Here is a 25,624-nt window from a genome sequence, read left to right on the forward strand (position 1 = left end):
TAGAAAAACCAGGGCGTCAATCAATCGCAGCTTAGCGTCTGTGTTGCGCAACTGCAACAAGGACAAGAATTTACGCAAACGCCGGGCGCCACCCTCCCGATCGGGGGGAAACGGAGAAAAACGTAGCGGCTAAGTTGCACAAAATGAATGGGCGCGGCGGCATGGCGACTCCGGCTTCAATGACGAGAGCAAAGACGAACGCAAGGCGGAAAGGCCTGCGCGCGTTTGTTGCTGCGACGCTGTTCGTCGTTTCAGCATTGTTGCAGGCGACGATCGCGCCGCATGCGGCCCTGTCGGCGACGCAAGAGTTCTGCGTCACGAGTCACGCCGCCGCGGACGAGACGGCGCCGAGGGGCGCGCCGGCGCACGGCTGGCATGCGCACTGCGGCGCCTGCCAGATCGCCGCGGCGCCGATCCTTTCCGAAAAGCCGCCGATCGCAAGGCTCGAACAGCCGCCAACCCCGCTTGTCTATTTCGACTCCTGGCTTTTCGAACCGCGAGAACGACGCCGGCCCGGCGATACGCGCTCGCGCGCGCCTCCCGCGCTCTCCTGACGAAACACAACACGCACCGTTTCAACCGCCGTTCGCCGGCGGATCAGGAGAACTCATCCAATGTACCGTCCCGCCCTACTGCGCGGCGCAAGCGCTTGCGCGTTGATCCTGGCCTCGCTTGCGACCGCCAAGGCCCAAGTCTCTCTTCCGCAAATCGTCGTCGGCGCCGCGCAGGGGACGCCGACCAGGCCGCCGCTGGATAAGGCCAACGAGACGGTCGTCACACAAAAAGAAATCGTGGAGGAAAAACCTCCCGAAACGGATACTGCGAAGCTTCTCGAGCATCAGCCGGGCGTGAGCGTTCAGACAGGCGGCGGCGTTTCCGGCCTCCCGGCGATCCGTGGCCTCGCCGACGATCGCCTGAAGATTGTCGTCGGCGGCGTGCAGGCCACGTCCTCCTGCGCCAATCACATGAATTCGCCGTTGAGCTACACGGATCCGAACACGATCGGCCGCGTTGAAGTCGTGACCGCGGTCTCGTCCGTCAGCAAAGGCGGCGATTCGATCGGCGGCTCTATTCTGGTCACTCCGAAATCGCCGGTGTTTGCGACTCCCGTCATCGCGCCGGGGGTCGTCGGTCCGGGCGGCGCGCCGGTGTCGCCGATCGTCGCCGCAAGTCCCTACCCGCCTGTTCCCTATCTGCCGCTGCCGGTTCCCGGGACGCTGCGCTTTGGTCCCAACAATGAAGTGCTGGCGACGGGAACAGTTTCCGCGTTCTTCCGCGGCAACAACAACGGCGTCGGCGTTTCAGCAAACATCAACATGGCCAACGACCATTGGAGCCTGCTCTACAACGGGTCCTGGCAGCGGGCGACGAATTATCACGCCGGCGGCAACGGCGACAAAGTTCTCTCAACGAACTTCATGTCCGAGAACCACGCCGTCACGCTCGGCTACCAGAACGAAGGGCATCTGTTCACCTTCCGCGGCGCCTATCAGAACATCCCCTACCAGGGCTTTCCGAACCAGCGCATGGATATGACGCGCAATCGCTCCTATTCGCTGGACGCTCTCTACAAGGGCGCCTTCGAATGGGGCACGCTGGAGGCGCGCGCCTACTGGCATCAGGTCTTCCACAAGATGGGATTCTTGGAGGACCGATTCTGGCTCAATCACCCGATGATCGCGCTCGGTCGCGACTTCGGCTATTCGGTAAAAGCGGAAATTCCTTACAGCGATCAGGATCTCTTCCGCATCGGCAATGAGTTCCATGGCTATCGACTGCAGGACTACTGGCCTTCCGATCCCACCGGTTTCACGCAGGGGTTCGCCACGCCGCCCGGCAGTTTGAGCCGGCCCTTCGCGAATGTGAACATCAACGGCGGCCAGCGCAACCGGTTTGGCACCTATGCCGAATGGGAGCGCCGCTGGACGACGCAGTGGTCAAGCCTGATCGGCGTGCGTAACGACATCGTCTGGATGGACACTGGTCCTGGTCAGAGCTACACGCCCTTTATCTTCCCCAACTCGCCCCTGATCGCACGCGCCAATAATTTGGCCGTCAATATCTTCAACGCGCAAAATCGCGCGCGCACCGACATCAATTTCGACATGACCGCTCTGGCGCGCTATGAGCCGGAACCCGGAAGCCTTTACGAGTTCGGCTATTCGCGCAAGACGCGCTCGCCCAATCTCTATGAACGCTATACTTGGCCGGTCGCCGGCCCGTTCACGGCGATGTTCAACTGGTTCGGCGACGGCAACGGCTATACCGGCAACCTCAATCTGAAGCCGGAAGTGGCGCACAATGTCGCGTTCACCGGCGCTTGGCGCGACATGTCCGGCGCAAACAACTGGGAAGCGCGGATTTCGCCCTTCTACACCTATGTCGAGAACTATATCGACGGCGCGAGAACCGGCGGGACCTTCAACACGTTTCCGGTGGCGAATTCCTATATTTTCCAGATCATGCAGTTCCGCAATTTCAATGCGGAGCTCTATGGCGTCGACGGCTCGGGCAGAGTGAAGCTGCATGAATCGCCCGAATACGGCAGGCTGCAGGCGGTGGGCGTCGTCAGTTTCGTTTATGGACGAAATCTCGACATCGGCAATCCGCAGTATTGTCTGCCTGGCAACGGCTTGTGCTCCGTCGCGTCCTTCCTGATCAAAAAGGGCGACGGTCTTTGGAACCTGATGCCGGCCAATGCACGCATTGCGCTCGAGCACCAAATCGGCGGGTTGAGCATGGCCGCTGAAACGCAACTCGTCGCGCCCAAGGATCACGTGTCGGCGAACAAGGGCGAGTTCACGACCCCGGCATATGCGCTGCTCAATCTCCGCGCCGCCTATGACTGGAGCAACATGCGCATCGACCTTGGCGTCGACAATGTCACCGATGCGCTTTACTCGCTGCCGCTTGGCGGGTTCGACTTGACGAACTATTCGCGCAATGCGTTCCTCTTCGGACGCAATGCGGGTCTTGCGAACGTGCGTCAGGTGCCCGGCATGGGTCGGAACTTTTATGCCGGGCTGACCGTGAGGTTCTGACCGGGACGCTCTATTTTCAAAGGCGGCGCGCTATTGCGCCGCCTTTCGTCCGGGCGCTTATGATGCGGCGAAATCTTCCGTTGACCGTTCTGCTCTGCGCTTCGCTTGCATCGGCGCATGCCGAGATCATCGGCGCGAACGCGCCGCGCGCGGTCACCGAGGACGAGATGAAGGCCTCCCTGGGCGACGTCGATCTCGTGGGCGCAAATGGCGCGCCGCTCGATCTGCGCGCGCTGATGGCGAACGGTCGGCCGACGCTCGTGAGCCTTTGGGCATATTGGTGTCCGAATTGTCTCGCCGAAATGAAAGGCTTCAAGTCGATCGCCGCCGCCTGCCCGGATCGCTGGAACATCGTCTTCGTCTCGGCGCGCGCAAGCGACTACCCCAAGGATCTGGCGAAGTTCAAAACCTACGGCCTGCCCTGGAAGATTTTTCGCGTCGGCGATTCCACGAAAACCGATGTCGCGAAAGCAAAGAGCGCGCGAGCGTTCTACGGCGCCACGGCCGACGGCGGCGTGGTCACCCCGCTGCACTATCTGATCGGCGCTTCCGGACGGGTCGACGCGATCGTCAACGGCAGAATGAACTTCGCGGAACCCCAGCGTCTCGCCGCCTTCTGCGCCGATTGAAACGGCGCCGTTCGGCCTTGTCGCCAAAATGCATTATCTTGGCGCGAAGATTCGGCTCTGAAGCGCCGAGGAGATCCCATGCGAGAACTTGTCGCGTCGCCCGGCAACCCGATCCCCGAGGGCGCCGCCGTTTACTCCCTGAAGACGCGGGACGGCCGGCGATTGCGCGCCGCCGCATTTCCCTGCGGCGGAAGTGCGCGCGGCACCGTGGCGCTGTTTCAGGGCCACAATGAATTCATCGAAAAATATTTCGAGACGATCGAGGAGTTGCGCAGTCGCCGCCTCGACGTGGTGGCGCTCGATTGGCGCGGCCAGGCCGGCTCGGAACGCGAGCTCGCCGACCCGCGCAAGGGCCATATCGACGACTTCTCGCAGTATCAACGCGATCTGGAGGTTTTCATCTCCCAGGTGTTGAGCGACCGCCCGCGGCCCTGGTTCGCTCTCGCCCATTCGATGGGCGCGGCTATCCTGCTGGACGCGGCGCATGCAGGAAAAACGCCGTTTCAGCGTTTCGTGCTGACCGCTCCCATGATTGATCTCGCCAATCTCCGGTTTCCGCGCGCCTCACGCTGGCTCGCTGACACGCTCGACATGTGCGGACTGGGCGGCATGTACATTCCGGGCGGAACCGGCGCCTCCTTTATCGAAAAGCCCTTCAACGGCAATCTCCTGACCACAGATCCGGTTCGCTTCGAACGAAACGCGGCGATTCTCAGGGCGGCGCCGCAACTCGCGATCGGCGATCCGACGATCGGCTGGGTCAACGCCGCCTTCCGTCTCATGAGGGGCTTCGAATCGCCCGACTATGCCCGAAGAATCCGGGCCACAATTCTGATGTTCGGCTGCGGGCGCGAGATGATCGTGGCCAATGCCGCCATCGAGCGTTTCGCTCAAAATCTCGACAGCGGCGTTCTCGCGATGGTCCCCGGCGCCAAGCATGAACTCATGATGGAGCGCGACGAGTTTCGCAGTCAGTTCTGGCGCGGCTTCGACGCTTTCATTCCGGGCGAAGCGCGCGTCTCATAGAGCGTGCTCTAAACATTGAGACCAATCACGCTGCAGTGCAGACTGATCTAAGCGTTAAGCAGCTTCAACGCCTGTTCGTGCAGCGCGGGGTCGCCCGCCGCAACGATGGCGCCGCCCAGCGCCGCCGGACCGCCGCTCCAGTTGGTGACGACGCCCCCGGCGCCCTCGATGATGGGAATCAGCGCGACGATGTCGTAGGGCTGCAAATTCGTCTCGATGACGAGGTCGACATGGCCGGCCGCAAGCGCGCAATAGGCGTAGCAGTCGCCGCCGTAGCGGGAAAGCCGCGCCCCGCGCTCAACGCGGTGAAAATGCTCGCGCAGCGCCGGGTCGATCAGCAACGGCGATGTCGTCATCAGCGTCGCCTGCGCGAGCTCTGAACAGTGGCGCGAGGCAATCTTGCGCGTCTCAAGAACGCCGCGCGCGCCCTCCGGCCCGCGCGCCGGCCCACGCCAATAGGCGGCCTCGCCGTCGCCGAAGAACCGCTCTCGGGTAAACGGCTGGCTCATCAGGCCGTAGCAAGGGCGCCCGCGATGCGTGAGGCCGATCAGCGTGCCCCACAGCGGCAGGCCGCAGATGAAGCTCTTGGTGCCGTCGATCGGATCGAGAACCCAGACATATTCGGCCTTTTCGCGCAATTGTCCGAATTCTTCGCCATAGACCCCGTGGTCGGGAAAGGTCGCCTCGATCAGCCGCCGCATGGCGAGTTCGGCGCCGCGGTCGGCTTCCGTGACGGGATCGAACGCGCCGCCATGCGCCTTGTCGTCGGCGGCGAGCGCGGTCCTGAAGAAGGGCATGATGGCTTCCGCCGAAACGTCGGCGAGGCGCTCAACGAATTTATCGAAATCAACGGCGGTCATGCCAGCTCCCGGCGGGGCGCTTCGAGCGCCCGGCTATTCGGCCGCCGCCCGCCGCTCGCCGCCCAAAATCTCGGTCAAGTCTTCATGGCGCGCCACCATCGCCATGACGTCCGCAAGGTCGCGGGCGACGGCGTCGAAGCGCTCGTTCTTCTGGAGCGTAGACTCGTCCATGTAAAGACCACGCGACACTTCGATCTGCAGCGCGTGCCAGCCCCCGACGGGCTTGCCGTAATGCTCTGTGATAAAACCGCCCGCGTAGGGCCGATTGCGCATGACGTGATAGCCGCGGCTGCGCAACCGATCCTCGACGACGTCGACGAGTCCGGTGGAGGCGCTGGCGCCGTAGCGGTCGCCAATGACGAAGTCGATGCGCCGCTTGTCGCCCCGCGTCGAAAGCAAGGGGTCGCGCGCGCCGGTCGAAGGCATCGAATGGCAGTCGATCAGCACGGCGACGCCGAAACGCAACGCGGCGCGCTCCATCAGGCCGCGCAAGGCCGCATGGTAGGGCTTGTAGAGGCTGTCGATGCGCCGCAAGCCCTCCTCGAGGGTGAGACGGCTTGCATAGATCTCGCGCGCGTCGGCGACCACGCGCGGGATCGTGCCAAGTCCGGCCGCGACGCGCAGAGAGCGCGTATTGGCGAAGGACGGCAAAGCGCCGTTGAAGAGCTTGGGGTCGAGTTCGTAGGGTTCGCGATTGAGATCGAGATAGGCGCGAGGAAAGCGCGCGCGCAGCAGAGGCGCTCCCAGGGATGAGGCCGAAGCGAAGAGATCGTCGACATAGGCGTCTTCCGAACGGCGCAGCGTCGCCGCGTCGAGCGGCGTCGCGGCGAGAAAGCGCGCAGGATAGATCCGCCCCGAATGCGGTGAGGAAAAGACCAGCGGCGAAACAAGCGCATCCGGCTCGATGATGTCGAAGGCGCGTTCAAACTCCGGTTCGCAGCAGGGCGTCGCCGTCAAACTGGTTTCGCGCCACTCGCGCATGCCGTCGTTCATTCGTTTTTCTCGTTTCCGCGCCGCGATGGCCTCTTCAGACGAGCGCCGGCGTGGCGGATCAGCTCAAAAAGGACGGTGCGTCGCGCTATACTGGGCGCTAAGTTAACGCGGCGCCACCCCGGTTTCACCTGAAATTTACGAAGCTCGGGCGATATGGCTAAAAACCCGCGAGGATGGCGATGAACGATAGACCGACCGCGAGAATTCTGCTTGCGGAAGACGACAACGACATGCGGCGCTTCCTGGTCAAGGCTTTGCAGCAGGCCGGTTTTTCCGTCACGTCATTCGATAACGGGCTTTCCGCCTACGATCAGCTTCGGGTCGAGCCCTTCGAACTCCTGCTGACCGACATCGTCATGCCCGAGATGGATGGAATCGAACTCGCCCGCCGCGCGACCGAGCTGGATCCCGACATCAGGGTCATGTTCATCACCGGCTTCGCCGCCGTGGCGCTCAACCCGGACAGTCACGCGCCGCGACAGGCGAAAATCCTTTCCAAGCCGTTCCATCTGCGGGATTTGGTCACCGAGGTGCACAGAATGCTTGCGGCCTGAGCGCTTTAGATCCCGCTGCATCTGGGCTTTATCGCCCAATGCAGATCGCGCAGCGCGCTCTAGGCGCAGGCTTCGCAGATCGCGGCGACATGGCGGTCGTCCGTCCCGCAGCATCCGCCGAGGATGCGTAAGCCGGGATATGCCTCGCGCAATTTCCGATATCTGCGGCCGAGATCGACGGGATCGCCAGAGTCGAGCGTCTCCGATTCGTCCAGCTCGGCGTGGCTTTTTGTCGATGCGTTGGCCTTGACGCCGAGCAGCCGACTTATCCAAGGCGCGTCCGCGGAGAGCGCCTGCTCGAAATGCGTCGGATGGGCGCAGTTGATCATGTAATAGGCAGGCGCTGCGTCGGTTTCGCGATCCACCGTCTCGACCGCGTCGCGCAAGCTCCGCCCGCCGATAAGTTTGCCGTCGGTCTCCACCGTGAAGGAAATTGAGCACGGCATGGCGAGCGCGCGGGCGGCGCGGGCGATCCCGATCGCCTCCTCGACATAATTCAGAGTGTAGGCCGCGACCATGTCGGCGGTCGTTTGCGCGAAGGAGGCGATCTGCGGCGCGTGATAGTCTTCCGCTTCCACGGCGCTCATGCGCCCTTCGGCGTAGCCGTCTCCGCGAGGCCCGATCACGCCGGCGACGACGATTGGCGTTTGGGCCGTCTGCCAAGTCCGCCGGAGCTCGTCGAGAAGCGCGATCGATGCTTCATTGATGCGCTTCAACCCTGCCGCGTCATAGCCAATCTTCGCGCCCCAGTCGGGATTCGCCCGCCAGGTCGGACTGTCCAGAATCAAGCCGCGTCCGTGGCGCCGCGCGATCGCGAGGTAGCGCTCGTAATAGGCGCGGAGTCGCGCCCGGCCCTCCTCACTGTCGAGCAGGACAAACGACGCGAAATGCGGCAACTCGACGCCTTCATGAAAGATAAGCGTCGTCTCCATGCCCCCGTCGCTGACGAAGAGACCAGGCTTCAGCTGCGGCAGATCGGCTCGGTATCCGGTCATTATCTGTATTCCTCGCCTGTGGCGCCCGGCCGTAAGGGGCCAACTTGCCCATTTGCCCGCAGTGCGTTATCAGCGCCAGCAAATTCGCTTGTTTCGAACGGCCGACCCCGCGCCGCCGCGGCGTGGGTCTTCAGTCGTTTCCATCGCAAAAAGGATGCATCGTTATGAAAAAGGACATCCACCCCGGATATCACATGATCAAGGTCGTGATGACCGACGGCACGGAATTTACGACCCGTTCCACCTGGGGTAAGGCGGGGGACACGATGCAGCTCGACATCGATCCGAAGACGCACCCGGCCTGGACGGGCGGATCGACGCAACTGCTCGACCGCGGCGGACGCCTGTCGCGCTTCAACTCCCGCTTCGGAAATCTTTCTTTCGGCAAGAAATAAAGAGAAGGCGGCGGTTGAAGCCGCCGCCTTCAGTTGGTTCGCCTGAAGGATCTCACTGGGCGAAAGCGGCGCGCAGTCTCGCGATCTGCGCTTCGACCGGACTGGGTGTTGGCGCCGGCGCGGCGAGCGCTGGCTCGAGCGCATGGATCAGCCGGTCAAGGTGGATTATCCGCGCTTGCAGGCGCAGCGACTGCAGCGACAGCTCGCGCAGACGGAGCGGCAGGCGCTGGAAGAGGTCGGGGGCCGAGGCCAGCTCCTGCTCACGAAGCTTAACGCGATGCCGGTTGCTTGCCGCCTGATGGCGCGTCAGCTCTCCCTGATTCACAGCGCGCTGCAGCAACAGCCAGGACGCAATCTGCATCAGCCTTGTAGTCAGCCGCATGCTCTCAGCCGCATAGGCAAGAGCTTCGGTCCGCGGCAGCGTCTTCGCGTCGAGACGTCCGTCGCCGTCGAGATAGAAGGCCGCCTCCTCGACGAGGCTCATTCCCTCGCGAAATAGAGCGCTAAAGCCCTCGGATCCCGCCAGTCTCTCTATGAAAGAGACCGGCTGCTTCTCCCCCACGCTGCCTTTGACTCGAGCCATACGAACGTTCACGCAAATGCGACGCGTCTGCGTCTCTGATGGCATGAACTGTAACGCAGAGCACCGAGGGGCGCGCGCTTAGCCTTTCCTTAACCTTAACGGGCGGCGGGGGCGCCGGACGCAAAAAGAGAGCCGCAAGGGCGGCTCTCAAGGCTTCTTGACAGGGAGGCATCAAGGACGAGTGGAGAAGAAGCCACTCGAAGGTCCCACCTAGGGACACATTCAAGCTGCATGATAATCGTTAATTTAAGGTTAACGCGCGCCAAGCTGCCCTTGTGTCGAGCGTTTTTGGCCAATGGAGACGAAGCGGCGGCAAAGCCGAAAAAGGGACTGGCTCCAGGGCGAAAACTGGCGCATTTGAACAACCCTCCGCATGCGTCACCGGGCGCCCGCCGCGCTCGAAAAGCGTTGAACCTCCCACAACCCTCCCCCTAGGCTCTTCTTAAATGATTCGCTCCGCCTTGATGAATGTGATGACCGCCGCCGCTCTGAAAGCGGGACGTGGCCTTAAACGCGATTTCGGGGAGGTCGAAAACCTCCAAGTTTCGGTGAAAGGTCCGGGCGATTTCGTTAGCGCGGCCGACAAGCGCGCCGAGAAGACTCTGTTCGACGAGCTGTCGAAGGCGCGCCCCGGCTATGGCTTCGTTCTCGAGGAAGGCGGCGTCGTCGAAGGTTCCGACAAGAGCCACCGCTGGATTATCGACCCGCTCGACGGCACGTCGAATTTCCTCCATGGCGTTCCAGTCTTCGCGATCTCTATCGGCCTGGAGCGCGAGGATCGTCTCGTCGCCGGCCTCGTCTATAATCCCGCCACCGATGACATGTTCGTCGCTGAGCTGGGCCAGGGCGCCTATTTCAACAATCGCCGCATGCGCGTCGCGGCGCGCCGGTCGCTCGGCGAGTCCATGGTGGCCTGCGGAATACCGCCGCTGGCGCGGATCCGCGACCATGAATCCTTCAAGCGCGAGCTTGCAGCCGGCATGGGAAAAATCGCCAATATTCGCCGCTTAGGCGCCGCCGCGCTCGATCTCGCGATGGTCGCCTGTGGGCGTTTCGACGGCTATTGGGAGCGGGGCATCAGCTCCTGGGACGTGGCGGCGGGAATCGTGCTCGTGCGTGAAGCCGGCGGCTTCGTCAGCGACTTTTCAGGCGGCGCAGACATGCTTGGCAAGGGCGAGATCTGTGCAGGCAATGAGGCGATTCACCGCCAGCTGCTCGATCTGATGAGGAAGGCATGAACGCCCCGACCGCACAGGCTTCGCTGAATCTGCGTCTGCGCGTTGACGGCGACTGGCCCTTCATTCTCGACCTTTGGGTCGCCGCCTGGCGGGTCACCTATCCCGAGATCGACTTTGAGGAGCGCCGCGACTGGCTCCGACGCCGCATTCGGGAGTTGGAAGCGACTGGATCGGTGACGCTCTGCCTGTTTGACGCTCAGTCGACGCTTGCAGGCTTCGTCGTGATCAATCCGGCGGACGGCTGGCTCGATCAGATTTGCGTCGCTCCGGATCGATTCGGCGCAGGCTTCGGCGCGTCGCTGCTGTCGGCGGCGCGAAATGTCTCGCCACGGCTTATTCGGCTGGACGTCAATGCGGACAACGCTCGCGCCATCCGCTTTTACGAACATGACGGATTTTCGCGCGTCGGGCGCGGCGCGAACACATTGTCCGGTCGCGAAACCGTCATGATGGAATGGCGGCCGCAGGGAGCATAACAATTCTCGCCTGCCGGGTTTTCATCGGGCGTTCGCTCCTATAATATTATTCGCGCATTCGAGTTTCGGCCGAACGATCTTGCTCTCTCGTCTCAAGACGCGCGGCGCCTGACCTTTCCCAAGCTTCGATTGACTGAGAAGAACGCAGCGATCCGCAGCGTTCCCGCTATTTTGAAAGGAAAAGCCATGCCGACAGGCGCCGTAAAGTGGTTCAACGCACAAAAGGGCTTCGGCTTCATTCAGCCGGACGCCGGCGGCCAGGACGTCTTCGTTCACATCAGCGCCGTCGAGCGCGCAGGCCTCGACAGCCTCGCTGAAGGCCAGAAGGTTTCCTACGAACTTGTCGTGGACAAGCGTAGCGGCAGGTCCTCCGCCGATAAGCTGCAACTGCAGGATTAGACTTCGCCGCCTTGGCGCTGCTCGCCCAGATGTGCGATGCGGATCATGTTTGTCGCTCCCGGCGTGCCGAAAGGCATGCCGGCGACGATGATGACCCGGTCGCCGGGGCCGCCGAACCCCTCGCTCTCCGAATATTCGCAGGCGCGGCCCACCATATCTTCAATGTCGACGGCGTCGCGCGTCTCAAGCGCGTGCACGCCCCAGACGAGCGCCAGGCGACGGGCGGTGTCGCGCTTGGGCGTGAGCGCGAGAATCGGCGATTGCGGCCTTTCGCGCGCGATACGCAGCGCCGTCGAGCCGGATGACGTCCACGCGATGATCGCCTTCGAATGAAGCGTTTGCGCCACGTCGCGGGCGGCGACGGCGATGGCGTCGGCTGAGGTCGGGTTAGGCAATTCGCCGCGCTGGGCGTTGATGATCGAGCGGTAGATCGCGTCGGTCTCGACCTCTTCCGCGATCCGGCTCATGGTGGCGACGGCTTCATGCGGATATTGCCCCGCGGCGCTTTCGGCGGAGAGCATGACGGCGTCCGCGCCTTCAAAGACGGCGGTGGCGACGTCGGACACCTCGGCGCGCGTCGGCAAGGGCGACAGGATCATCGACTCGAGCATCTGCGTCGCGATGACGACCGGCTTGCCCAGTCGTCGCGCCGAACGGTTGATGCGTTTTTGAAGTCCAGGCACCCGCTCGAGCGGCACTTCGACGCCCAGGTCGCCGCGCGCCACCATCAGCGCGTCAGAAACCTCGATCACTTCCTCTAGCCTCGAAATCGCTTGAGGCTTCTCGATCTTCGCCATGACCATCACCCGGCCTTGCGTAATCTGCTTCACTTCAAGGACGTCTTCGGGACGCTGGACGAAGGAGATCGCAACCCAGTCGACGCGCTCTTTGAGCGCGGCGTCGAGATCGGCGCGATCCTTGTTGGTCATCGAGGTGATCGGAATTTCGGTGTCGGGCAGGCTGACGCCCTTGCGGTTCGAGAGGCGCCCAGCGACGTCGACGACGGCGTGCGCCCGCTCCGGAGATGTTTCCACGACATGCAGCCGCACGCGGCCATCGTCTATGAGGATCGAATCATTAACCTTGAGCGCCGCTAAAATCTCGGGATGCGGCAAGCGCACGCGCGTGGCGTCGCCGGGTTTGGGATCGCTGTCGAAGACGAAGACGTCGCCCTTGCGCAGATGCACGGAGCCTTCCTCGAAGGCGCCGATTCGCAGCTTCGGGCCCTGGAGATCCACGAGCACGGCGATCGCGCGCGAGATATCGTTCTCAATTTCGCGGATGATCCGAACATAGCTGGCGAGGCCGGCATGATCCGTGTGGCTCATGTTGATGCGGAAGACGTCGGCGCCGGCGCGCACGAGCCCCGCGATGACCGCTTTGTCGACCGTCGCCGGACCAAGCGTTGCGATAATTTTGACGCGCCGCGACCTTCTCATGATGAAGCCGTTCCTGAATTGAGTTATTGCGCGGGAGCGGCGTTGGGGTCAGTGAGCTGAACCGTCCAGCTCTTTGCGTCCCGTCCCGTGTCGATTTCGAAAAATCCGGTTCGATCAAAACCGCGCGCGAAACAGTCCTCTCGGCCGTCGATGCGGAATTCCCGATCACGCGTGCACATGAACGCTTTGCCCTTCCATTCGCCGCCGCGCTCGTCCATCGCGTAGATATAATAATATTGGGCGGCGAGCGGACCGCGCAGAAGCGTTTCGCAAACGCTCGGCCGAAGGTTCCACCAACCCTCCGACAACCAGTTGCGCCCGTCGGTATACGCGATGGCGACGCTGACGCGCGCGCTCGTGTTGTTGCACAGACGAAAATCCGCTCGGGTCGGCCCGGCGGCGCAAAACGTTAGAGCGGCAACAAGAACGGCGCGTCGAATCATATCTTTAGCGAGGCCTGGAGGGGGCTGAAGATAGCTCGCTGACGCGCGCGAAAGCGGCGCAGCGGGCGGTCCTGCAAACCATGCTTGCGAGTCTTTGTCCACCCCGCGGCCTCGGAGTCTCTCCGCGCCCGTCCATCCCACCGACGCGTCCGCCCTGCAATCCGCCGGAACAAAGCAATCGGGCTATTGTTTAGGACCCGTACGCGCTTGCGTCCTCGGGAGGCAGGAAAATGGAAAAGTCTGAAGTCATCACCACGTTGAATGAACTTGCCGAAATCAGTCGTGACGGCGAGCAAGGGTTTCTGGCCGCGGCTGAAGACGTCGAAAATCCGACGCTAAAGACTGTGTTTCGAACGGCGGCCGCGCGCTGCGCTGAAGGCGCGAAGGAGCTCGAATCGAAGATCGTCAGCTTGGGCGGCGAACCTTCGAAGAGCGGCTCAATGACCGGCGCCGTGCACCGGGCTTGGACAAATCTGAAGGCCGCACTGACAAGCCGCTCGGAACAGGCGGTGCTGGAGGAGGTCGAGCGCGGCGAAGACGCCGCCAAGGATGCCTATCAGCAGGCCATTGCGCAGCCCCTGCCTCCCGAGATCAGATCGATGGTCCAGCGCCAGTATCAGGGCGTGAAGGAGAACCACGACCGTGTACGCAGCCTGCGCGACGCCGCGTGATGATGACTTCGGAAGGAAGTGACGCACGCGTCACTTTCTTCCTTGCAGCGCCCGCGCCGCGCTGAGCGCGAAATAGGTCAGAACGCCTGAGGCGCCGGCGCGTTTGAACGCGAGTAGACTTTCGAGCATGGCGCGTTCGCCATCGATCCAGCCGTTTTGCGCAGCCGCGGTAATCATCGCGTATTCGCCCGACACCTGGTAGGCGAATGTTGGCGCGCGATAGACGTCGACGACGCGTCGCACGATGTCGAGATACGGCATTCCCGGCTTCACCATCACCATATCCGCGCCCTGCTCAAGGTCGAGACCCACTTCGCGCAGCGCTTCGTCCGAATTGGCGGGGTCCATCTGATAGGTGCGCTTGTCCCCTCTCAGCGTCTTGCTGGTGCCGATCGCATCGCGGAACGGCCCGTAAAACGCCGACGCATATTTCGCGGCGTAGCTCATGATCTGAACATTCTCGAAACCTTCGGCGTCGAGCGCGTTGCGGATCGCTTCCACGCGTCCATCCATCATGTCCGAGGGCGCAATGATGTCCGCGCCTGCGCGCGCTTGGGTGACCGCCTGCCGCGCCAGCACGGCGACGGTCGCGTCGTTGACAATCTCGTCGCCGACGAGAAGGCCGTCATGCCCGTGGCTCGTGTAAGGATCGAGCGCGACATCGGTAATGAGGCCGATGTCGGGTACGGCGCCCTTGATCGCCTGGCAGGCGCGGCAGACGAGATTCTCGGGATCGAGCGCCGCGCTCGCGATCTCGTCGCGCAGGTCGGGATTGGTATAGGGGAAGAGCGCAACGGCGGGCACGCCCAGCGCGGCCGCCTCGGCGATTGCTTCAACCGCCGCGTCGACCGAGTAACGGAACACGCCCGGCATCGAGGATACGGGTTCGCGTCGATCCGACCCGTCGATCAAGAAGAGGGGCCAGATGAGGTCCGAGACCTCAAGCGCGTTTTCCCTGACGAGACGGCGCGCCCATTCGCTCTTCCGATTCCGACGCGGGCGCTGTAGCAGGTTCAGCCGCGCTGCTGCTTCGACGGGCTTTCGTGCATCGTTCATGGCGCCTCCGCTCTCTGGGCTCGCTGCATGCGTCCCCCCCGGTCATCACCGTCATCCGCTTTCGAGGGGAACGGACTTCAGGCTATAGAGGATAGACGGCCATTGTGCTTGCGCGAGGAAAAACCATTGAAAATCGGCTCGCGCAACTCTTCTCTGAGCCGCTTGGCGCGCGCTTCGGCGATCGCCGCCGGCGCGCTTCTCGCTGCGAGCGCCTCACTCGCACAGATCAAGCCGGCGACGCCAACGCCGCCGGTTCGAGCGCGCTCCGCCCCGGCGCAGCAAAAGCAAAGAACCCCCTCGCCTCCACAGGAGCCGGCGCGGCAGCCCCGCGCAACGCGACCTCCAACGGTCGTATCGCCGACGCCGAGCGCGAAGCCCACTCCGCAAACTCCGCGGCCGCCCGGCGGCGATGCGCTTTCGCCGCCGCAAGCGCCGCCTGCGGTCGATACGAGCCAGCCGCCGCCCACTCTTCCCCGCGCGCCGCGCGAGAAGATGCGGGCCTGCGCCGAGGAGTGGGACAGGATGAAACGCGAGTCGAAAGATGGTTTGCCGATGTGGCGCGATTTCGCGACGCAATGCCTGACGCGCTAGGCGCGTTCAACCGCTGACCCGCGCCGGACGCTTCGCACGCGCCGAAAAAGCAGTGAGCTGTGAATGCTATCGCCCGGGATGCGTCTCACTGGACGCGCGACCCCGGGCGATGAGTGCGTGAAGCGCTGCCGCAATGACGCGAAAGACCGATCGCGCATGCGAGGCGCTCGGCTTACGCGGTCGCTGGCGCAGCTGGCGGGGTTGGCGTTTTCGCCTTGCGCGGCGTACGCTTCTTCGCGGTAGCCTTGCGCGTGCTCTTCTTGGCGCCGGCCTTCTTCACGGCGCCGCGCTTTTTCGTCGCCACCTTGCGGACGCCCTTGCGGGCCGTCTTTTTCGCAGCGGTTTTTCGCGTAGCCTTGCGGGCGCCCTTCTTGGCCGCTGACTTCTTCGTCGCTGCCTTCCTTGCGGTTTTACGCGCACCTTTCTTCGCCGCAGCCTTCTTGGCCGGCTTACGCTTCATTGTAGCTCTCGCCATAATAAGTCCCCTTGATCCGAATTGCCGGAACTATGGTCCACCGACAATACGCGCAAATAGCGTAACGCGGTTAAGCAGTCGTTCAAGTGCTGCGCGGGCAGAAGTGATCAACGCAACGCATGACGAGGCATGTTGAGCGCGGTCGCGCGACAAGCAAAATGATCGCGAAGCTGCTTTGCAAACGCTTCGGCGAGACTATCGCGACAGGTTTGCGCCATGCGTTTTATTAACGACGATCCGCGCGCGGATTCGGTTGGCGACATCCACTCCGAGAAGGCCGCTAGACGTGCGGACACGCGCTTTGGCGCAAGTCGCGCCTGCTGTTCAATTACTTGATTTGCTTTCGTATCCGCGAACAGTTGCGACGCGCGCACTCTGCCCGAGTTCGTCCGTGACGCGATCTATCGGAACACGATGAAAAACCGCGGAACGCGCCTGTGCCGGTCGCGCGACTCGACGCCGGCGGAGAGACGGAGGACGTCGGGCGGCGCCGACCGCGCGCGCCTCTGTGGCGCGCGCGAGGTCGCGCATTCGGAGAGAAAAAAAAATTGTGATCAGCGCGGTCGGATCAAAAAAAAATGACGCGCGACAGCTTCGCTGGGAGAAGAATCGCGCAGCGCGTGTCGTGAACTGATTCGTTTTTTCGACGATCGGGCGTGTGTCAGACGCCCAACTTGCGCTTGAGCAGCTCGTTCACCGACTGCGGATTCGCCTTGCCGCCCGTCTGCTTCATCACCTGTCCGACGAACCAGCCGAGCATTGTTGGCTTCGCCTTCGCCTGCTCTACCTTATCGGGATTGGCGGCGATGACGGCGTCGACGGCGGCTTCGATGGCGCCCGTGTCGGTCACCTGCTTCATGCCGCGCGCTTCGACGATCTCCTTGGGGTCGCCGCCTTCCGTCCAGACGATCTCGAAAAGATCCTTGGCGAGCTTGCCGGAAATAACATTCTGCGAGATGAGGTCGATGATCGCGCCCAGAGCTGGCGCCGACACCGGCGAGCGCGTGACGTCGAGCCCCTCCTTGTTCAAACGGCCGAACAACTCGTTGATCACCCAGTTGGCCGCAAGCTTGGCGTCGCGTCCCTTCGCCGTCTCCTCGAAATAGTCGGCGGCCGCGCGCTCCATCACAAGCACGCCGGCGTCGTAAGGCGGCAGGCCGTATTGATCGATAAAGCGCGCGCGCTTCGCGTCGGGCAGCTCCGGCAATTGCGCCCTTAGCGCGTCGACATATGGCTGGTCGAACTCAAGCGGCAGCAAATCCGGATCGGGAAAGTACCGGTAATCATGCGCTTCCTCCTTGGAGCGCATCGAGCGCGTCTCTCCCCTGCCCGGATCGAAGAGCCGCGTCTCCTGGGCGATCGCGCCGCCGTCTTCGAGAATGCCGATCTGTCGGCGCGCCTCGACCTCAATCGCCTGGCCGATGAAGCGGATGGAGTTGACGTTCTTGATTTCGCAACGCGTGCCGAGCGGCGCGCCGGGACGGCGCACGGAGACGTTGACGTCGGCGCGCAGCGAACCCTGCTCCATGTTGCCATCACAGGAGCCGATGTAGCGCAAGATCGTCCGCAGCTTCGAAACATAGGCGCGCGCCTCTTCCGCCGAACGCAGGTCGGGCTTGGAGACGATCTCCATGAGCGCCACGCCGCTGCGGTTGAGATCGACGTGGCTTTCGGTCGCCGAAAGATCATGCAGCGACTTGCCGGCGTCCTGCTCGAGATGCAGACGCTCGATGCCCACGGTGATGCGCTCGCTCGGCGATACGTCGACGATCACGGCGCCTTCGCCGACGATCGGATGCTTGTACTGAGAGATCTGGTAGCCCTGCGGCAGGTCGGGATAGAAATAGTTCTTGCGGTCGAAAACCGAACGCAGGTTGATCTTGGCCTCTAAGCCAAGACCTGTGCGGATCGCCTGTTTGACGCATTCCTCGTTGATGACCGGCAGCATGCCCGGCATGGCCGCATCGACCAGGGAGACGTGATTGTTCGGCGCGCCGCCATACTCCGCGGAAGCGCCGGAGAAGAGCTTGGCGTTGCTCGTCACCTGCGCATGAATCTCCATGCCGATCACGACTTCCCAGTCGCCGGTTGCGCCGCTGATGAGCTTGTTGGGAACCGCCTGTATCGTCATATCCGCCTCGCTAAACTTGCGCCTTCCATATAAACCACGCTTCGCTAGAGCGGAACGGCCGGCGCGCAGCAGAGGGAAACGGGCGAGATGGCCACGGAACCGAATTCTGAGGACAGCCGCCGAAAAGGCCTCATGGCCCGCATGCGCGGCGCGCCCCGCTATGTGAGCATTCCTGTGGGCGTCGGCCTGATCCTCGGCGGAACCATTCTTGCGCCGCTTCCCGTCTTCGGGGTGTGGATGTTCCCTTTGGGCCTTGCGATCCTCGCCCCGCACTCGCCGGGCGCTCAGAGGCTGTCGCGCCGTTTCCATTGGTGGTCGCTAAAGGTCCTGCGCTGGTCAATCCGCAACGGTTTCGTCCGCGTCAAGACAAAGGCCCCCAACGGCGATCAGGAAGAGCGGTCGCCGTCCGCCGATCCTTGAGAGTCGCCCTTTAGCGCGCGAGCGCCCATGAGCCGCTCTTCGTAGCAGATCGACCAGTCGATCAACGTGCGCCACAGGGTCATCGCGACCTCGACCGACAGTCCCTCGCGCCGCGCGGCGCCAAGCACATGCGCCAACACTTCCTCGACGCGCTCGGGCACGTTGGCAGGGAGTCCCAGCGCAGGTTTGATCCTGGCGGCCCGCTCGATTTGACGCTGCCGCTTTGCAAGCAGCGTCACAAGCTCCTCGTCCAGCTCGTCGATCAAGCGACGCACGTCGGACATTTCGTCCTGCAGCGCTTGCTGCGGGCGTTCCGCAATGTCCTTTTCAGCGCCCGGCGTCGTCATCATCAGCCCTCGCGCCACCATGGCTGCGGAAGTTCGATCTTCGGCGCCGCGCGTTCGATCGCCGCGGCGAGAGAGAATAGCGTCTCTTCGTCGAATGCTTTGCCGATGAGCTGCAACCCGAGCGGCAAACCGTTCGCGGCGAGACCGCCCGGAACGGCGACGCCGGGAAGACCGGCCATGTTCACTGTAACGGTGAACACGTCGTTGAGATACATTTCTACGGGATCGGCCGAGCCCTTCTCTCCCTGCGCGAAGGCGGTCGAAGGCGTCGCCGGCGTCAGGACGGCGTCGACGCCGGACGCAAAGGCTTCGTCAAAGTCGCGCTTGATCAGGCTGCGGACTTTCTGCGCGCGGACATAATAAGCGTCGTAATAGCCGGCGGAGAGCACATAAGTGCCGATCATAATGCGCCGCCGCACCTCCGGACCAAAGCCCGCCGCGCGCGTCTTCTCGTACATTTCGCTGACGTCGCGGCCCTGCTCACGACACCCGTAACGCACGCCGTCGTAGCGCGCGAGATTGGAGGACGCTTCTGCCGGCGCGATAATATAATATGTGGGCAAGGCATAGCGTGTATGCGGCAGGGAGATCTCGACGATCTCCGCGCCCGCGTCCTTCAGCCAAGCAACGCCCTCATCCCATAAAGCGGCGATCTCCGCCGACATTCCGTCGATGCGATATTCCTTCGGCACGCCGATGCGGCGTCCCTTCACGGAGGCGCCGACAGCGGCTTCGTAGTCCGGCACAGGCGCGTCAACGCTGGTCGTGTCTTTCGGATCATGGCCGGCCATCGACCTGAGCATGATCGCTGCGTCGCGCACGGTGCGCGTTATCGGACCCGCCTGATCCAGCGACGACGCGAAGGCGACGATGCCCCAGCGCGAGCAGCGGCCATAGGTCGGCTTGATGCCGACAGTGCCCGTGAAAGCGGCGGGCTGACGGATCGAGCCGCCTGTATCTGTCGCCGTGGCGCCAAGGCAAAGACGCGCGGCGACCGCCGACGACGAGCCGCCCGAAGAACCGCCCGGCACGATCTTGGCGTCGGGATCCGCAGCGCGTCGCCACGGCGACACTACGGGGCCGAAGGCGCTCGTTTCGTTCGACGACCCCATCGCGAATTCGTCGAGATTGAGCTTGCCGAGCATGGCCGCGCCGTCGCGCAGCAGATTTGCCGAGACTGTCGATTCATATGTCGGCGTGAAGTCGTCGAGAATTCGACTTCCCGCCGTCGTGCGCACGCCTTTGGAGCAATAGAGATCCTTTATGCCGAGCGGCAGACCTTCAAGCGGTCGCGCGTCGCCGCGCGCAATGCGCGCGTCGCTCTCTTGCGCCTGCGCCAGCGCGAACTCCGGCGTCTCCGTGATGAAGCAGTTGAGCGCGCGCGATTTGCTGATAGCGTCGATATGCGCCTGCGCCAGTTCAACGGCGGAAAGCTGTTTGGATTTGAGCGCGTCGCGCGCCTCGGCCAATGAAAGATGCGTGGGGTCGGACATTTGTCCCTTTATATCTGAGGCCGCCGCATGCGCGGCGCCGGCGCGACAAGCGCTATTCGATCACCTTGGGCACGACGAAATAATGATCCTCCCGCAAAGGCGCGTTGGCGAGAATCTCATCGGCGATGCCGCCGTCGGTCACGACGTCGGCGCGCTTCTTCATTTGCATCGGCAAGGCAGAGGTCAACGGCTCAACGCCCTCGACATCGACCTCGCTCAACGTCTCCACGAAAGCCAGGATGGCGTTGAGTTCGCCGCGAAGGCGCTCGACCTCGCTGTCTTCGATGGCGATACGCGAGAGATGGGCGATCCGGCGGACGGTCGCGGAATCAACGGACATCTAGGGCTCCGCAAGAAAGGTCTCGACGGGCGCTATAGCGCTTGGCCTTTCGCGGCGCAATGTTGCGAAGCCAATCGTAGAGGCAAAAAGCCGAAGCGCGGAGCCCGCTGAGTTTGCGGAAATGCGGCGGCGTGTTAGCGAAATCGCGGTGACCATGCGCGCGACGACCCTTGAAGAACTGGCGGCGCTTCTGCCGCCTAAGGGCCGGCTAATGGGATTGGATCTCGGGACCAAAACCATCGGATTGGCGCTTTCGGACGTTGAGCGGCGGCTCGCGTCGCCACTTGATACGATCGCGCGAGCGAAGTTTTCTCCAGACGCCGCCGCGTTGCTCAAACGCGCGGCCGATTTCGATATTTGCGCGCTGGTGGTCGGGCTGCCTCTCAACATGGACGGCACGGAAGGGCCGCGCGCGCAGGCGACGCGCGCCTTCATGCGAAACCTTTCCAAGCTCGCGTCCCTGCCCTTCGCCTTCTGGGACGAGCGCCTGTCGACCGCGGCGGTAACGCGCGAATTGATCGCGCAGAACGCCTCGCGCGCCAAACGGGCCGAAGTCGTCGACCGGATGGCGGCCGCCTATATCCTGCAGGGCGCGCTCGACCGTTTGAAACGTCTGTAGCGGCCTCCATCGCAGCATTACAACTTTTGATAGAATTTTGTTCTTGACACGGGATAGGCGTAATGGAAAAAAAATACAAGAAACTCCGATGCTTACCTTATTCATAACCTGCCTCGTGGTCCGTGGAGACTGACAGCGATGCCCCGGCCAGATGCTTCTCAGAAAGATTTCAATGAACCCCGCGGAACGACTGCGCAGACGACTGCCAAAGCCAATCAGGAAGCGGCGTCCATCGCGTCATATATTGCTGATATGTCAGACGAAATGGCTAAACTCGCCAGTCGCTGCGACATGCCCATGCTCTGCTATTTCTTGAATCTTGCCCGCGCCGAGGCGGATATGCGGGCGCGCGAGCTTGGCGGCTATCCAATCGACCGCTCGGCATAAATTACAACTTATAGTTGATCGCGAGGGAAACGCTGCTGGCGCCGTGACGCTGCACGCGCCCCTCGATGTCGAGTTCGACGAGGACTCCCTGCACTTCGCGGGCCGTCAGCCCGGCGACACGGATGAGATCGTCGATCGCGATAGGCGCCGGCCCGAGCAGGGACAGTACAACCTCATGCGCATCGCGCTGAGGCGACTCGTCGCCTCGCGGGCGCCCCTCGAGATCAGCGACGCAATCTGCAGGCGGGCTTGGCGGCGAGAATCGCTTCGGCGCAGCCCTCTCCTCAAACGCCGCGCCATCGAGGCCGGCGAAAAGATCCAATTCGTCGATCAGCGTGTCCTGTCCTTCGAGAGAGCCGTCGTCAAAGAGATTCTTGCGCGGCGGGGTCCCCGCATTCTCGGCAAGCACCGAAATCACGTCCTCGGGGCGCGCACACAACGTCGCGCCTTGGCGGATGAGATCATTGACGCCTTCGGCGCGCGGATCGAGCGGCGATCCCGGAACCGCGAAGACCTCTCGCCCCTGCTCATTGGCGAAACGCGCCGTGATCAGCGAGCCGGAACGCCGCGCCGCCTCGACGACGATGGTCGCGCGGCTGAGCCCGGAGATGATGCGATTTCGGCGCGGAAAATCGCGGCCGCGCGGCTCCCATTCGATGGGCATTTCAGAGACGATCAGTCCCCTCTCGGCGATCTCTTCGACAAGCCGCGCATGTTCGGCGGGATACGGTCGCGCATGGCCGCCGGCGAGCACGGCGATCGTGCCGGTTTCGAGCGTGGCGCGATGCGCGACGGCGTCGATGCCGCGCGCGAGGCCAGAGACAATGACGTAATTCTCGAGCGCGAGGCTGCGCGCGAGCCGTTCGGCGAAGGCGAGACCCGCGGCTGAAGCGTTGCGCGAACCAACAATCGCGACGCCGTCGCGCTGCGCGGTCCAGGAAACGCCGCGCATCGCGATGAGCGGCGGCGCGTCGGCGATTTCCCGCAGCAGCGACGGATAGTCCGGATCGCCCGTGGTGGCGAAGCGAACGCCGAGCACGCGCGCCGCCTCGATCTCGCGCAACGCTTCCTCACGAGTGGCGATGCGGATAACCCGGCCGCGCAGGGACCGCGCCGCAAGAGACGGCAGCGCGTCCAACGCCGCGCCGGCGCCGCCGAAGCGATTGATGAGCTGTCTGAAGGTGCGCGGCCCGACATTTTCGCTGCGGATGAGCCTGAGCCAGTCGACAAGCTGCTCTTCGCTCAGCCGCCCTGGCGACGCCTCGGTCACGCCTTCTGTCCTATGCGCGTTTCGGTGCCGGCGCGCAGACGGGCGATATTCTCGCGATGTCTATAGAAGACGATTGCGGCCATCGCCGCCACGACAAAGGCTTCGGCTCGATGGCCGAGCATGAACAGGACCAATGGCGCCGTCGCGCTCGCGGTCAGCGCGCCCAGCGACGAATAACGCCACAGCGCCGCCGCCGAGAGCCAGACGGCGCAGAAAATCAGCGCCGCCGGCCAGCTGAGCCCGAAGAGCACGCCGAGAAACGTCGCAACGCCCTTACCGCCCTTAAACTGGAGCCAGACCGGCGCAATGTGGCCGATGAAAGCGGCCAGGCCGGCGATCATGCCCCCTTCGGGCGAAAGCGAGGCGCCGATGAGCGCCGCCGCCGCGCCTTTCAGGGCATCGAGGAGCAGCGTCGCCGCCGCGAGGTCCTTTCGACCGGTGCGCAACACATTGGTTGCGCCGATATTGCCGGAGCCGATCGCCCGCAGGTCCGTCGTGCCCGCGACGCGCGTGAGCAGTAGACCGAAGGGAATGGAGCCCAGCAAATAGCCGATCGCAAGGGCGACGATGTCGTAAATGATGGAGTTCATCCGTGAAAACGCGATACTTCTCGACAGCGAAAGGCCTGAGGATGCTAAAGGAGGCGCTATCGCGCCGCAATAAGCGTTTTCGGTCGCGGTGACCGCCTATATTTCAGGGCGGCCGTCGAGGCCTTGTGGGCGCCTTTTTTAATTGAAATCGCTCCCTCGAAGCTCTGGCGACATGTGCGCGCGTCGCGTTTTCGAACTCGAGGCGGTAAGAAGGCCAAAATCAGGAATCGAATGACTGAGCAACGCAGGCCGCGCCCACGGGCTTTTCGGCTCGAAGGCGACCAGACGGTCACCGCCAAGGCGACGCCGTCGACAGACGATGCCGGGACGCCGTCTATCGAGGTTGTCGAAGCCGAATTTGACGCTTTCGCGCTTGAGGCTGCCCAGCTCGCGGACGGCATGACCGGGGATGAGGCGGCCGTTGAAGCGGCGCAGGCCGACGGCATGCTGCGCCGCTACGTTTTCTCATGGGGCGGAGTCTTCCTTTCCGCGGTCAGCGGGATTCTGTCCCTGGCGCTGACGATGTGGATATGGGGGGTTGTCGAAGATTCCTTCCGCCACTCCGCCATTCTAGGGACACTGGGCCTGGTCCTTGCCGGCCTCGCCGCGGTCGCGGCCATTATCTCCCTCACGCGCGAGTTTCGCGCCATCGGCCGGCAGAATCGTATCGCCAAGCTGCATGCCGCGCTGGCCGAGGCGCATGCGAGCGATGACGGTAAGGCTGCGCGCGAGCGCGTCGGCGAACTTTGCAAGCTCTATGAAGATCGTCCGGACACCGGCCGGGCGCGCGCGCTGCTCAACGACTATTTGAAGCGGATTATCGACGGACGCGATCTGATCACCCTCGCCGAGCGTAATCTCGTCGCGCCTCTGGACGAAGAAGCGCGGCGCGAAATCGCCGGCGCCGCCAAACGCGTCTCCGTCGTCACGGCGATCAGCCCGCGCGCGCTCCTCGACGTGCTTTTCGTCGTCGGCCAGGCGATTGTGCTGATGCGAAAAATCGCCGAGATTTACGGCGGCAAGCCGGGGCTGCTCGGTTTCTTAAAGCTGGCCCGCTCGGTCGGCGCGCATCTCGCCATCACCGGCGGCGTGGCGGTCGGGGACTCTATACTTCAGCAGGCGCTCGGCCACGGCATCGCCGCACGCATTTCCGCAAAGCTCGGCGAGGGCGTATTGAATGGGCTTCTCACCGCGCGAGTCGGCCTTTCCGCCATGGCCGTCTGCCGACCGACGCCCTTCATCGCCGAGAAGCAGCCGGGCGTCAGGGACGTCGCGCCATTTCTCTTCGGCGACAAGACCAAGAGCTGATCCGCATTGAAAGCAGCAAGCCTGAAGATCACCACCTGGAACATCAATTCCGTGCGACTGCGCATGCCGCTGGTCGCCGAATTTCTCAAGAGCCGGGCGCCGGACGTGCTCTGCCTGCAGGAGACAAAATGTCGGGACGCCGAATTCCCGATGAAGGATCTCCATGCGCTCGGCTATGAGCATATCGCGATCAATGGCCAGAAGGGCTACCACGGCGTGGCCGTCGTTTCGAAGCGGCCTTTACGTTTCGTCGAGAAGCGCGATTTCTGCGAAAAGGGCGACGCGCGTCATATTTGCGTGGAAATCGACGCCCGGAGCGGCCCGATCTCGCTGCACAATTTCTATGTGCCGGCCGGCGGCGACGAGCCTGACGTCGACATCAATCCGAAGTTTCAGCACAAGCTCGATTTTCTCGATGAAATGCGCGACTGGATTGTCACCGAAGGGGTCTCGCGCGGCCGCGTGGTGCTGGTCGGAGACCTAAATGTCGCGCCGCTTGAACATGACGTCTGGAGCCATAAGGCGCTACTGAAAGTCGTGAGCCACACCCCGGTCGAGGTCGAGAAGCTTACCGGCGTGCTTCGGGCGGGCGCTTGGGTCGACGCCATGCGGCATTTCGTGCCGGCGGAAGAAAAGCTTTATACATGGTGGAGCTATCGCGCCGCCGATTGGGAGGCGTCGAACCGGGGGCGCCGGCTTGACCATATTCTGGTGAGCGAGGCGCTTGGCGGCGGGCTGGAACGTCTAGAGGTGCTGCGCGACGCGCGCAGCTGGACCCGCCCATCCGACCATGTGCCGGTGACGGTCGAACTATCGGACTGAGCGCAAACGGGGATCGGGAGGCGAGACGGCGGC

At 63.2% G+C, this 25,624-nt stretch carries 29 protein-coding genes; 15 read left to right on the plus strand and 14 right to left on the minus strand.

Annotated features, from left to right (window positions below; all coding sequences use genetic code 11):
- Positions 1 to 179 precede the first annotated feature (179 nt).
- The 4 genes from A3OO_RS0114810 (at position 180) to A3OO_RS0114825 (ending at position 4,696) form a co-directional block, all read left to right on the plus strand.
- Positions 180 to 554, plus strand: a complete 375-nt coding sequence (locus tag A3OO_RS0114810; protein WP_245257168.1) for a DUF2946 family protein — start codon at positions 180 to 182, stop codon at positions 552 to 554.
- Positions 555 to 614: 60 nt separating this feature from the next.
- Positions 615 to 3,041, plus strand: a complete 2,427-nt coding sequence (locus A3OO_RS0114815; RefSeq protein WP_018408619.1) for a TonB-dependent receptor — start codon at positions 615 to 617, stop codon at positions 3,039 to 3,041.
- Positions 3,042 to 3,121: 80 nt separating this feature from the next.
- Positions 3,122 to 3,670, plus strand: coding sequence for a TlpA family protein disulfide reductase (locus A3OO_RS0114820; protein ID WP_245257169.1), 549 nt, complete (start codon positions 3,122 to 3,124; stop codon positions 3,668 to 3,670).
- 78 nt (positions 3,671 to 3,748) lie between these two features.
- Positions 3,749 to 4,696 carry an alpha/beta fold hydrolase gene (locus tag A3OO_RS0114825; RefSeq protein ID WP_018408621.1) on the plus strand — a complete coding sequence of 316 codons (948 nt, stop codon included), beginning with the start codon at positions 3,749 to 3,751 and terminating at the stop codon, positions 4,694 to 4,696.
- 47 nt (positions 4,697 to 4,743) lie between these two features.
- On the opposite strand, the gene hisN is transcribed toward A3OO_RS0114825, so the two are convergent.
- Both hisN and A3OO_RS0114835 read right to left on the minus strand, forming a co-directional pair.
- Positions 4,744 to 5,556 (minus strand): histidinol-phosphatase, encoded by an 813-nt coding sequence (gene hisN / locus A3OO_RS0114830; protein ID WP_018408622.1) that lies wholly within the window; start codon positions 5,554 to 5,556, stop codon positions 4,744 to 4,746.
- A gap of 33 nt (positions 5,557 to 5,589) precedes the next feature.
- Positions 5,590 to 6,549, minus strand: coding sequence for an N-formylglutamate amidohydrolase (locus A3OO_RS0114835; RefSeq protein ID WP_018408623.1), 960 nt, complete (start codon positions 6,547 to 6,549; stop codon positions 5,590 to 5,592).
- A gap of 179 nt (positions 6,550 to 6,728) precedes the next feature.
- Here A3OO_RS0114835 and cpdR point away from each other — a divergent pair, with 179 nt between their 5' ends.
- Complete coding sequence (gene cpdR, locus A3OO_RS0114840) at positions 6,729 to 7,103, plus strand: cell cycle two-component system response regulator CpdR (RefSeq protein ID WP_026223012.1); 375 nt, start codon at positions 6,729 to 6,731, stop codon at positions 7,101 to 7,103.
- Positions 7,104 to 7,162: 59 nt separating this feature from the next.
- On the opposite strand, the gene A3OO_RS0114845 is transcribed toward cpdR, so the two are convergent.
- A complete protein-coding gene (locus A3OO_RS0114845; protein ID WP_018408625.1) occupies positions 7,163 to 8,098 on the minus strand; it encodes a homocysteine S-methyltransferase family protein in 936 nt (311 codons plus the stop codon).
- Between the two features lie 164 nt (positions 8,099 to 8,262).
- Between A3OO_RS0114845 and rpmE the strand changes: the two genes are divergently transcribed.
- Positions 8,263 to 8,493, plus strand: coding sequence for a 50S ribosomal protein L31 (gene rpmE / locus A3OO_RS0114850; RefSeq protein ID WP_018408626.1), 231 nt, complete (start codon positions 8,263 to 8,265; stop codon positions 8,491 to 8,493).
- Between the two features lie 52 nt (positions 8,494 to 8,545).
- Here rpmE and rcdA read toward each other — a convergent pair whose 3' ends face one another.
- Positions 8,546 to 9,076, minus strand: coding sequence for a protease adaptor protein RcdA (gene rcdA / locus A3OO_RS0114855; RefSeq protein WP_026223013.1), 531 nt, complete (start codon positions 9,074 to 9,076; stop codon positions 8,546 to 8,548).
- A 446-nt stretch (positions 9,077 to 9,522) separates the two neighbouring features.
- Here rcdA and A3OO_RS0114860 point away from each other — a divergent pair, with 446 nt between their 5' ends.
- From A3OO_RS0114860 to A3OO_RS0114870, 3 genes are all read left to right on the plus strand, one after another.
- On the plus strand, positions 9,523 to 10,314 hold the full coding sequence (locus tag A3OO_RS0114860; RefSeq protein ID WP_026223014.1) for an inositol monophosphatase family protein: 792 nt from the start codon (positions 9,523 to 9,525) through the stop codon (positions 10,312 to 10,314).
- Entirely contained in the window at positions 10,311 to 10,790 is a 480-nt protein-coding gene (locus tag A3OO_RS0114865; protein WP_018408629.1) for a GNAT family N-acetyltransferase, read from the plus strand. Before A3OO_RS0114860 ends, A3OO_RS0114865 begins: the two co-directional genes overlap by 4 nt.
- Before the next feature lie 186 nt (positions 10,791 to 10,976).
- Entirely contained in the window at positions 10,977 to 11,189 is a 213-nt protein-coding gene (locus A3OO_RS0114870; protein WP_014893040.1) for a cold-shock protein, read from the plus strand.
- Here the strand turns inward: A3OO_RS0114870 and pyk are convergent.
- Together pyk and A3OO_RS0114880 are read right to left on the minus strand one after the other, a co-directional pair.
- A complete protein-coding gene (gene pyk / locus A3OO_RS0114875) occupies positions 11,186 to 12,628 on the minus strand; it encodes a pyruvate kinase (protein WP_018408631.1) in 1,443 nt (480 codons plus the stop codon). The genes A3OO_RS0114870 and pyk overlap by 4 nt on opposite strands.
- A gap of 23 nt (positions 12,629 to 12,651) precedes the next feature.
- Complete coding sequence (locus A3OO_RS0114880; protein ID WP_018408632.1) at positions 12,652 to 13,071, minus strand: DUF1036 domain-containing protein; 420 nt, start codon at positions 13,069 to 13,071, stop codon at positions 12,652 to 12,654.
- A 230-nt stretch (positions 13,072 to 13,301) separates the two neighbouring features.
- Here A3OO_RS0114880 and A3OO_RS0114885 point away from each other — a divergent pair, with 230 nt between their 5' ends.
- Entirely contained in the window at positions 13,302 to 13,742 is a 441-nt protein-coding gene (locus tag A3OO_RS0114885) for a PA2169 family four-helix-bundle protein (protein WP_018408633.1), read from the plus strand.
- A 30-nt stretch (positions 13,743 to 13,772) separates the two neighbouring features.
- Here A3OO_RS0114885 and hemB read toward each other — a convergent pair whose 3' ends face one another.
- Positions 13,773 to 14,798 carry a porphobilinogen synthase gene (gene hemB, locus A3OO_RS0114890; RefSeq protein WP_018408634.1) on the minus strand — a complete coding sequence of 342 codons (1,026 nt, stop codon included), beginning with the start codon at positions 14,796 to 14,798 and terminating at the stop codon, positions 13,773 to 13,775.
- Between the two features lie 126 nt (positions 14,799 to 14,924).
- Between hemB and A3OO_RS0114895 the strand changes: the two genes are divergently transcribed.
- Entirely contained in the window at positions 14,925 to 15,389 is a 465-nt protein-coding gene (locus tag A3OO_RS0114895; RefSeq protein ID WP_018408635.1) for a hypothetical protein, read from the plus strand.
- 172 nt (positions 15,390 to 15,561) lie between these two features.
- On the opposite strand, the gene A3OO_RS0114900 is transcribed toward A3OO_RS0114895, so the two are convergent.
- Together A3OO_RS0114900 and gatB are read right to left on the minus strand one after the other, a co-directional pair.
- Entirely contained in the window at positions 15,562 to 15,849 is a 288-nt protein-coding gene (locus A3OO_RS0114900) for a hypothetical protein (RefSeq protein ID WP_018408636.1), read from the minus strand.
- 676 nt (positions 15,850 to 16,525) lie between these two features.
- Positions 16,526 to 17,995 (minus strand): Asp-tRNA(Asn)/Glu-tRNA(Gln) amidotransferase subunit GatB, encoded by a 1,470-nt coding sequence (gene gatB / locus A3OO_RS0114915; protein WP_018408639.1) that lies wholly within the window; start codon positions 17,993 to 17,995, stop codon positions 16,526 to 16,528.
- Positions 17,996 to 18,082: 87 nt separating this feature from the next.
- Between gatB and A3OO_RS0114920 the strand changes: the two genes are divergently transcribed.
- Positions 18,083 to 18,415, plus strand: a complete 333-nt coding sequence (locus tag A3OO_RS0114920) for a hypothetical protein (protein WP_018408640.1) — start codon at positions 18,083 to 18,085, stop codon at positions 18,413 to 18,415.
- On the opposite strand, the gene A3OO_RS0114925 is transcribed toward A3OO_RS0114920, so the two are convergent.
- From A3OO_RS0114925 to gatC, 3 genes are read right to left on the minus strand one after another with little or no spacing between them, the layout of a single operon-like run.
- Entirely contained in the window at positions 18,382 to 18,765 is a 384-nt protein-coding gene (locus A3OO_RS0114925; RefSeq protein WP_245257170.1) for a chorismate mutase, read from the minus strand. The genes A3OO_RS0114920 and A3OO_RS0114925 overlap by 34 nt on opposite strands.
- Positions 18,765 to 20,255: an Asp-tRNA(Asn)/Glu-tRNA(Gln) amidotransferase subunit GatA gene (gene gatA / locus A3OO_RS0114930; RefSeq protein WP_018408642.1), complete on the minus strand. Its 1,491-nt coding sequence runs from the start codon at positions 20,253 to 20,255 to the stop codon at positions 18,765 to 18,767. The genes A3OO_RS0114925 and gatA overlap by 1 nt, the downstream gene beginning before the upstream one ends.
- A gap of 52 nt (positions 20,256 to 20,307) precedes the next feature.
- Positions 20,308 to 20,595, minus strand: coding sequence for an Asp-tRNA(Asn)/Glu-tRNA(Gln) amidotransferase subunit GatC (gatC, locus tag A3OO_RS0114935; RefSeq protein WP_018408643.1), 288 nt, complete (start codon positions 20,593 to 20,595; stop codon positions 20,308 to 20,310).
- A gap of 154 nt (positions 20,596 to 20,749) precedes the next feature.
- Between gatC and ruvX the strand changes: the two genes are divergently transcribed.
- Positions 20,750 to 21,214 (plus strand): Holliday junction resolvase RuvX, encoded by a 465-nt coding sequence (gene ruvX, locus A3OO_RS0114945; protein ID WP_018408645.1) that lies wholly within the window; start codon positions 20,750 to 20,752, stop codon positions 21,212 to 21,214.
- Between the two features lie 388 nt (positions 21,215 to 21,602).
- On the opposite strand, the gene dprA is transcribed toward ruvX, so the two are convergent.
- Together dprA and plsY are read right to left on the minus strand one after the other, a co-directional pair.
- On the minus strand, positions 21,603 to 22,871 hold the full coding sequence (dprA, locus tag A3OO_RS0114955; RefSeq protein ID WP_018408647.1) for a DNA-processing protein DprA: 1,269 nt from the start codon (positions 22,869 to 22,871) through the stop codon (positions 21,603 to 21,605).
- The gene (gene plsY / locus A3OO_RS0114960; RefSeq protein ID WP_018408648.1) at positions 22,868 to 23,461 is read right to left on the minus strand and encodes a glycerol-3-phosphate 1-O-acyltransferase PlsY; all 594 of its coding nucleotides are present in this window, start codon (positions 23,459 to 23,461) and stop codon (positions 22,868 to 22,870) included. Before plsY ends, dprA begins: the two co-directional genes overlap by 4 nt.
- 231 nt (positions 23,462 to 23,692) lie before the next feature.
- Between plsY and A3OO_RS0114965 the strand changes: the two genes are divergently transcribed.
- Positions 23,693 to 24,769, plus strand: a complete 1,077-nt coding sequence (locus A3OO_RS0114965; protein WP_026223017.1) for a YcjF family protein — start codon at positions 23,693 to 23,695, stop codon at positions 24,767 to 24,769.
- Between the two features lie 6 nt (positions 24,770 to 24,775).
- Positions 24,776 to 25,591: an exodeoxyribonuclease III gene (locus A3OO_RS0114970; RefSeq protein ID WP_018408650.1), complete on the plus strand. Its 816-nt coding sequence runs from the start codon at positions 24,776 to 24,778 to the stop codon at positions 25,589 to 25,591.
- Positions 25,592 to 25,624: the final 33 nt, after the last annotated feature.

Source organism: Methylocystis rosea SV97 (genome assembly GCF_000372845.1).
Classification (GTDB): domain Bacteria; phylum Pseudomonadota; class Alphaproteobacteria; order Rhizobiales; family Beijerinckiaceae; genus Methylocystis; species Methylocystis rosea.

Coding starts and splice junctions, on each gene's coding strand:
- A3OO_RS0114810 (WP_245257168.1), top strand. CDS start 180: ATGACGAGAGCAAAGACGAACGCAAGGCGGAAAGGCCTGCGCGCGTTT.
- A3OO_RS0114815 (WP_018408619.1), top strand. CDS start 615: ATGTACCGTCCCGCCCTACTGCGCGGCGCAAGCGCTTGCGCGTTGATC.
- A3OO_RS0114825 (WP_018408621.1), top strand. CDS start 3,749: ATGCGAGAACTTGTCGCGTCGCCCGGCAACCCGATCCCCGAGGGCGCC.
- hisN (WP_018408622.1), bottom strand. CDS start 5,556: ATGACCGCCGTTGATTTCGATAAATTCGTTGAGCGCCTCGCCGACGTT.
- A3OO_RS0114835 (WP_018408623.1), bottom strand. CDS start 6,549: ATGAACGACGGCATGCGCGAGTGGCGCGAAACCAGTTTGACGGCGACG.
- cpdR (WP_026223012.1), top strand. CDS start 6,729: ATGAACGATAGACCGACCGCGAGAATTCTGCTTGCGGAAGACGACAAC.
- A3OO_RS0114845 (WP_018408625.1), bottom strand. CDS start 8,098: ATGACCGGATACCGAGCCGATCTGCCGCAGCTGAAGCCTGGTCTCTTC.
- rpmE (WP_018408626.1), top strand. CDS start 8,263: ATGAAAAAGGACATCCACCCCGGATATCACATGATCAAGGTCGTGATG.
- rcdA (WP_026223013.1), bottom strand. CDS start 9,076: ATGGCTCGAGTCAAAGGCAGCGTGGGGGAGAAGCAGCCGGTCTCTTTC.
- A3OO_RS0114860 (WP_026223014.1), top strand. CDS start 9,523: ATGATTCGCTCCGCCTTGATGAATGTGATGACCGCCGCCGCTCTGAAA.
- A3OO_RS0114865 (WP_018408629.1), top strand. CDS start 10,311: ATGAACGCCCCGACCGCACAGGCTTCGCTGAATCTGCGTCTGCGCGTT.
- A3OO_RS0114870 (WP_014893040.1), top strand. CDS start 10,977: ATGCCGACAGGCGCCGTAAAGTGGTTCAACGCACAAAAGGGCTTCGGC.
- pyk (WP_018408631.1), bottom strand. CDS start 12,628: ATGAGAAGGTCGCGGCGCGTCAAAATTATCGCAACGCTTGGTCCGGCG.
- A3OO_RS0114880 (WP_018408632.1), bottom strand. CDS start 13,071: ATGATTCGACGCGCCGTTCTTGTTGCCGCTCTAACGTTTTGCGCCGCC.
- A3OO_RS0114885 (WP_018408633.1), top strand. CDS start 13,302: ATGGAAAAGTCTGAAGTCATCACCACGTTGAATGAACTTGCCGAAATC.
- hemB (WP_018408634.1), bottom strand. CDS start 14,798: ATGAACGATGCACGAAAGCCCGTCGAAGCAGCAGCGCGGCTGAACCTG.
- A3OO_RS0114900 (WP_018408636.1), bottom strand. CDS start 15,849: ATGAAGCGTAAGCCGGCCAAGAAGGCTGCGGCGAAGAAAGGTGCGCGT.
- gatB (WP_018408639.1), bottom strand. CDS start 17,995: ATGACGATACAGGCGGTTCCCAACAAGCTCATCAGCGGCGCAACCGGC.
- A3OO_RS0114920 (WP_018408640.1), top strand. CDS start 18,083: ATGGCCACGGAACCGAATTCTGAGGACAGCCGCCGAAAAGGCCTCATG.
- A3OO_RS0114925 (WP_245257170.1), bottom strand. CDS start 18,765: ATGATGACGACGCCGGGCGCTGAAAAGGACATTGCGGAACGCCCGCAG.
- gatA (WP_018408642.1), bottom strand. CDS start 20,255: ATGTCCGACCCCACGCATCTTTCATTGGCCGAGGCGCGCGACGCGCTC.
- gatC (WP_018408643.1), bottom strand. CDS start 20,595: ATGTCCGTTGATTCCGCGACCGTCCGCCGGATCGCCCATCTCTCGCGT.
- ruvX (WP_018408645.1), top strand. CDS start 20,750: ATGCGCGCGACGACCCTTGAAGAACTGGCGGCGCTTCTGCCGCCTAAG.
- plsY (WP_018408648.1), bottom strand. CDS start 23,461: ATGAACTCCATCATTTACGACATCGTCGCCCTTGCGATCGGCTATTTG.
- A3OO_RS0114965 (WP_026223017.1), top strand. CDS start 23,693: ATGACTGAGCAACGCAGGCCGCGCCCACGGGCTTTTCGGCTCGAAGGC.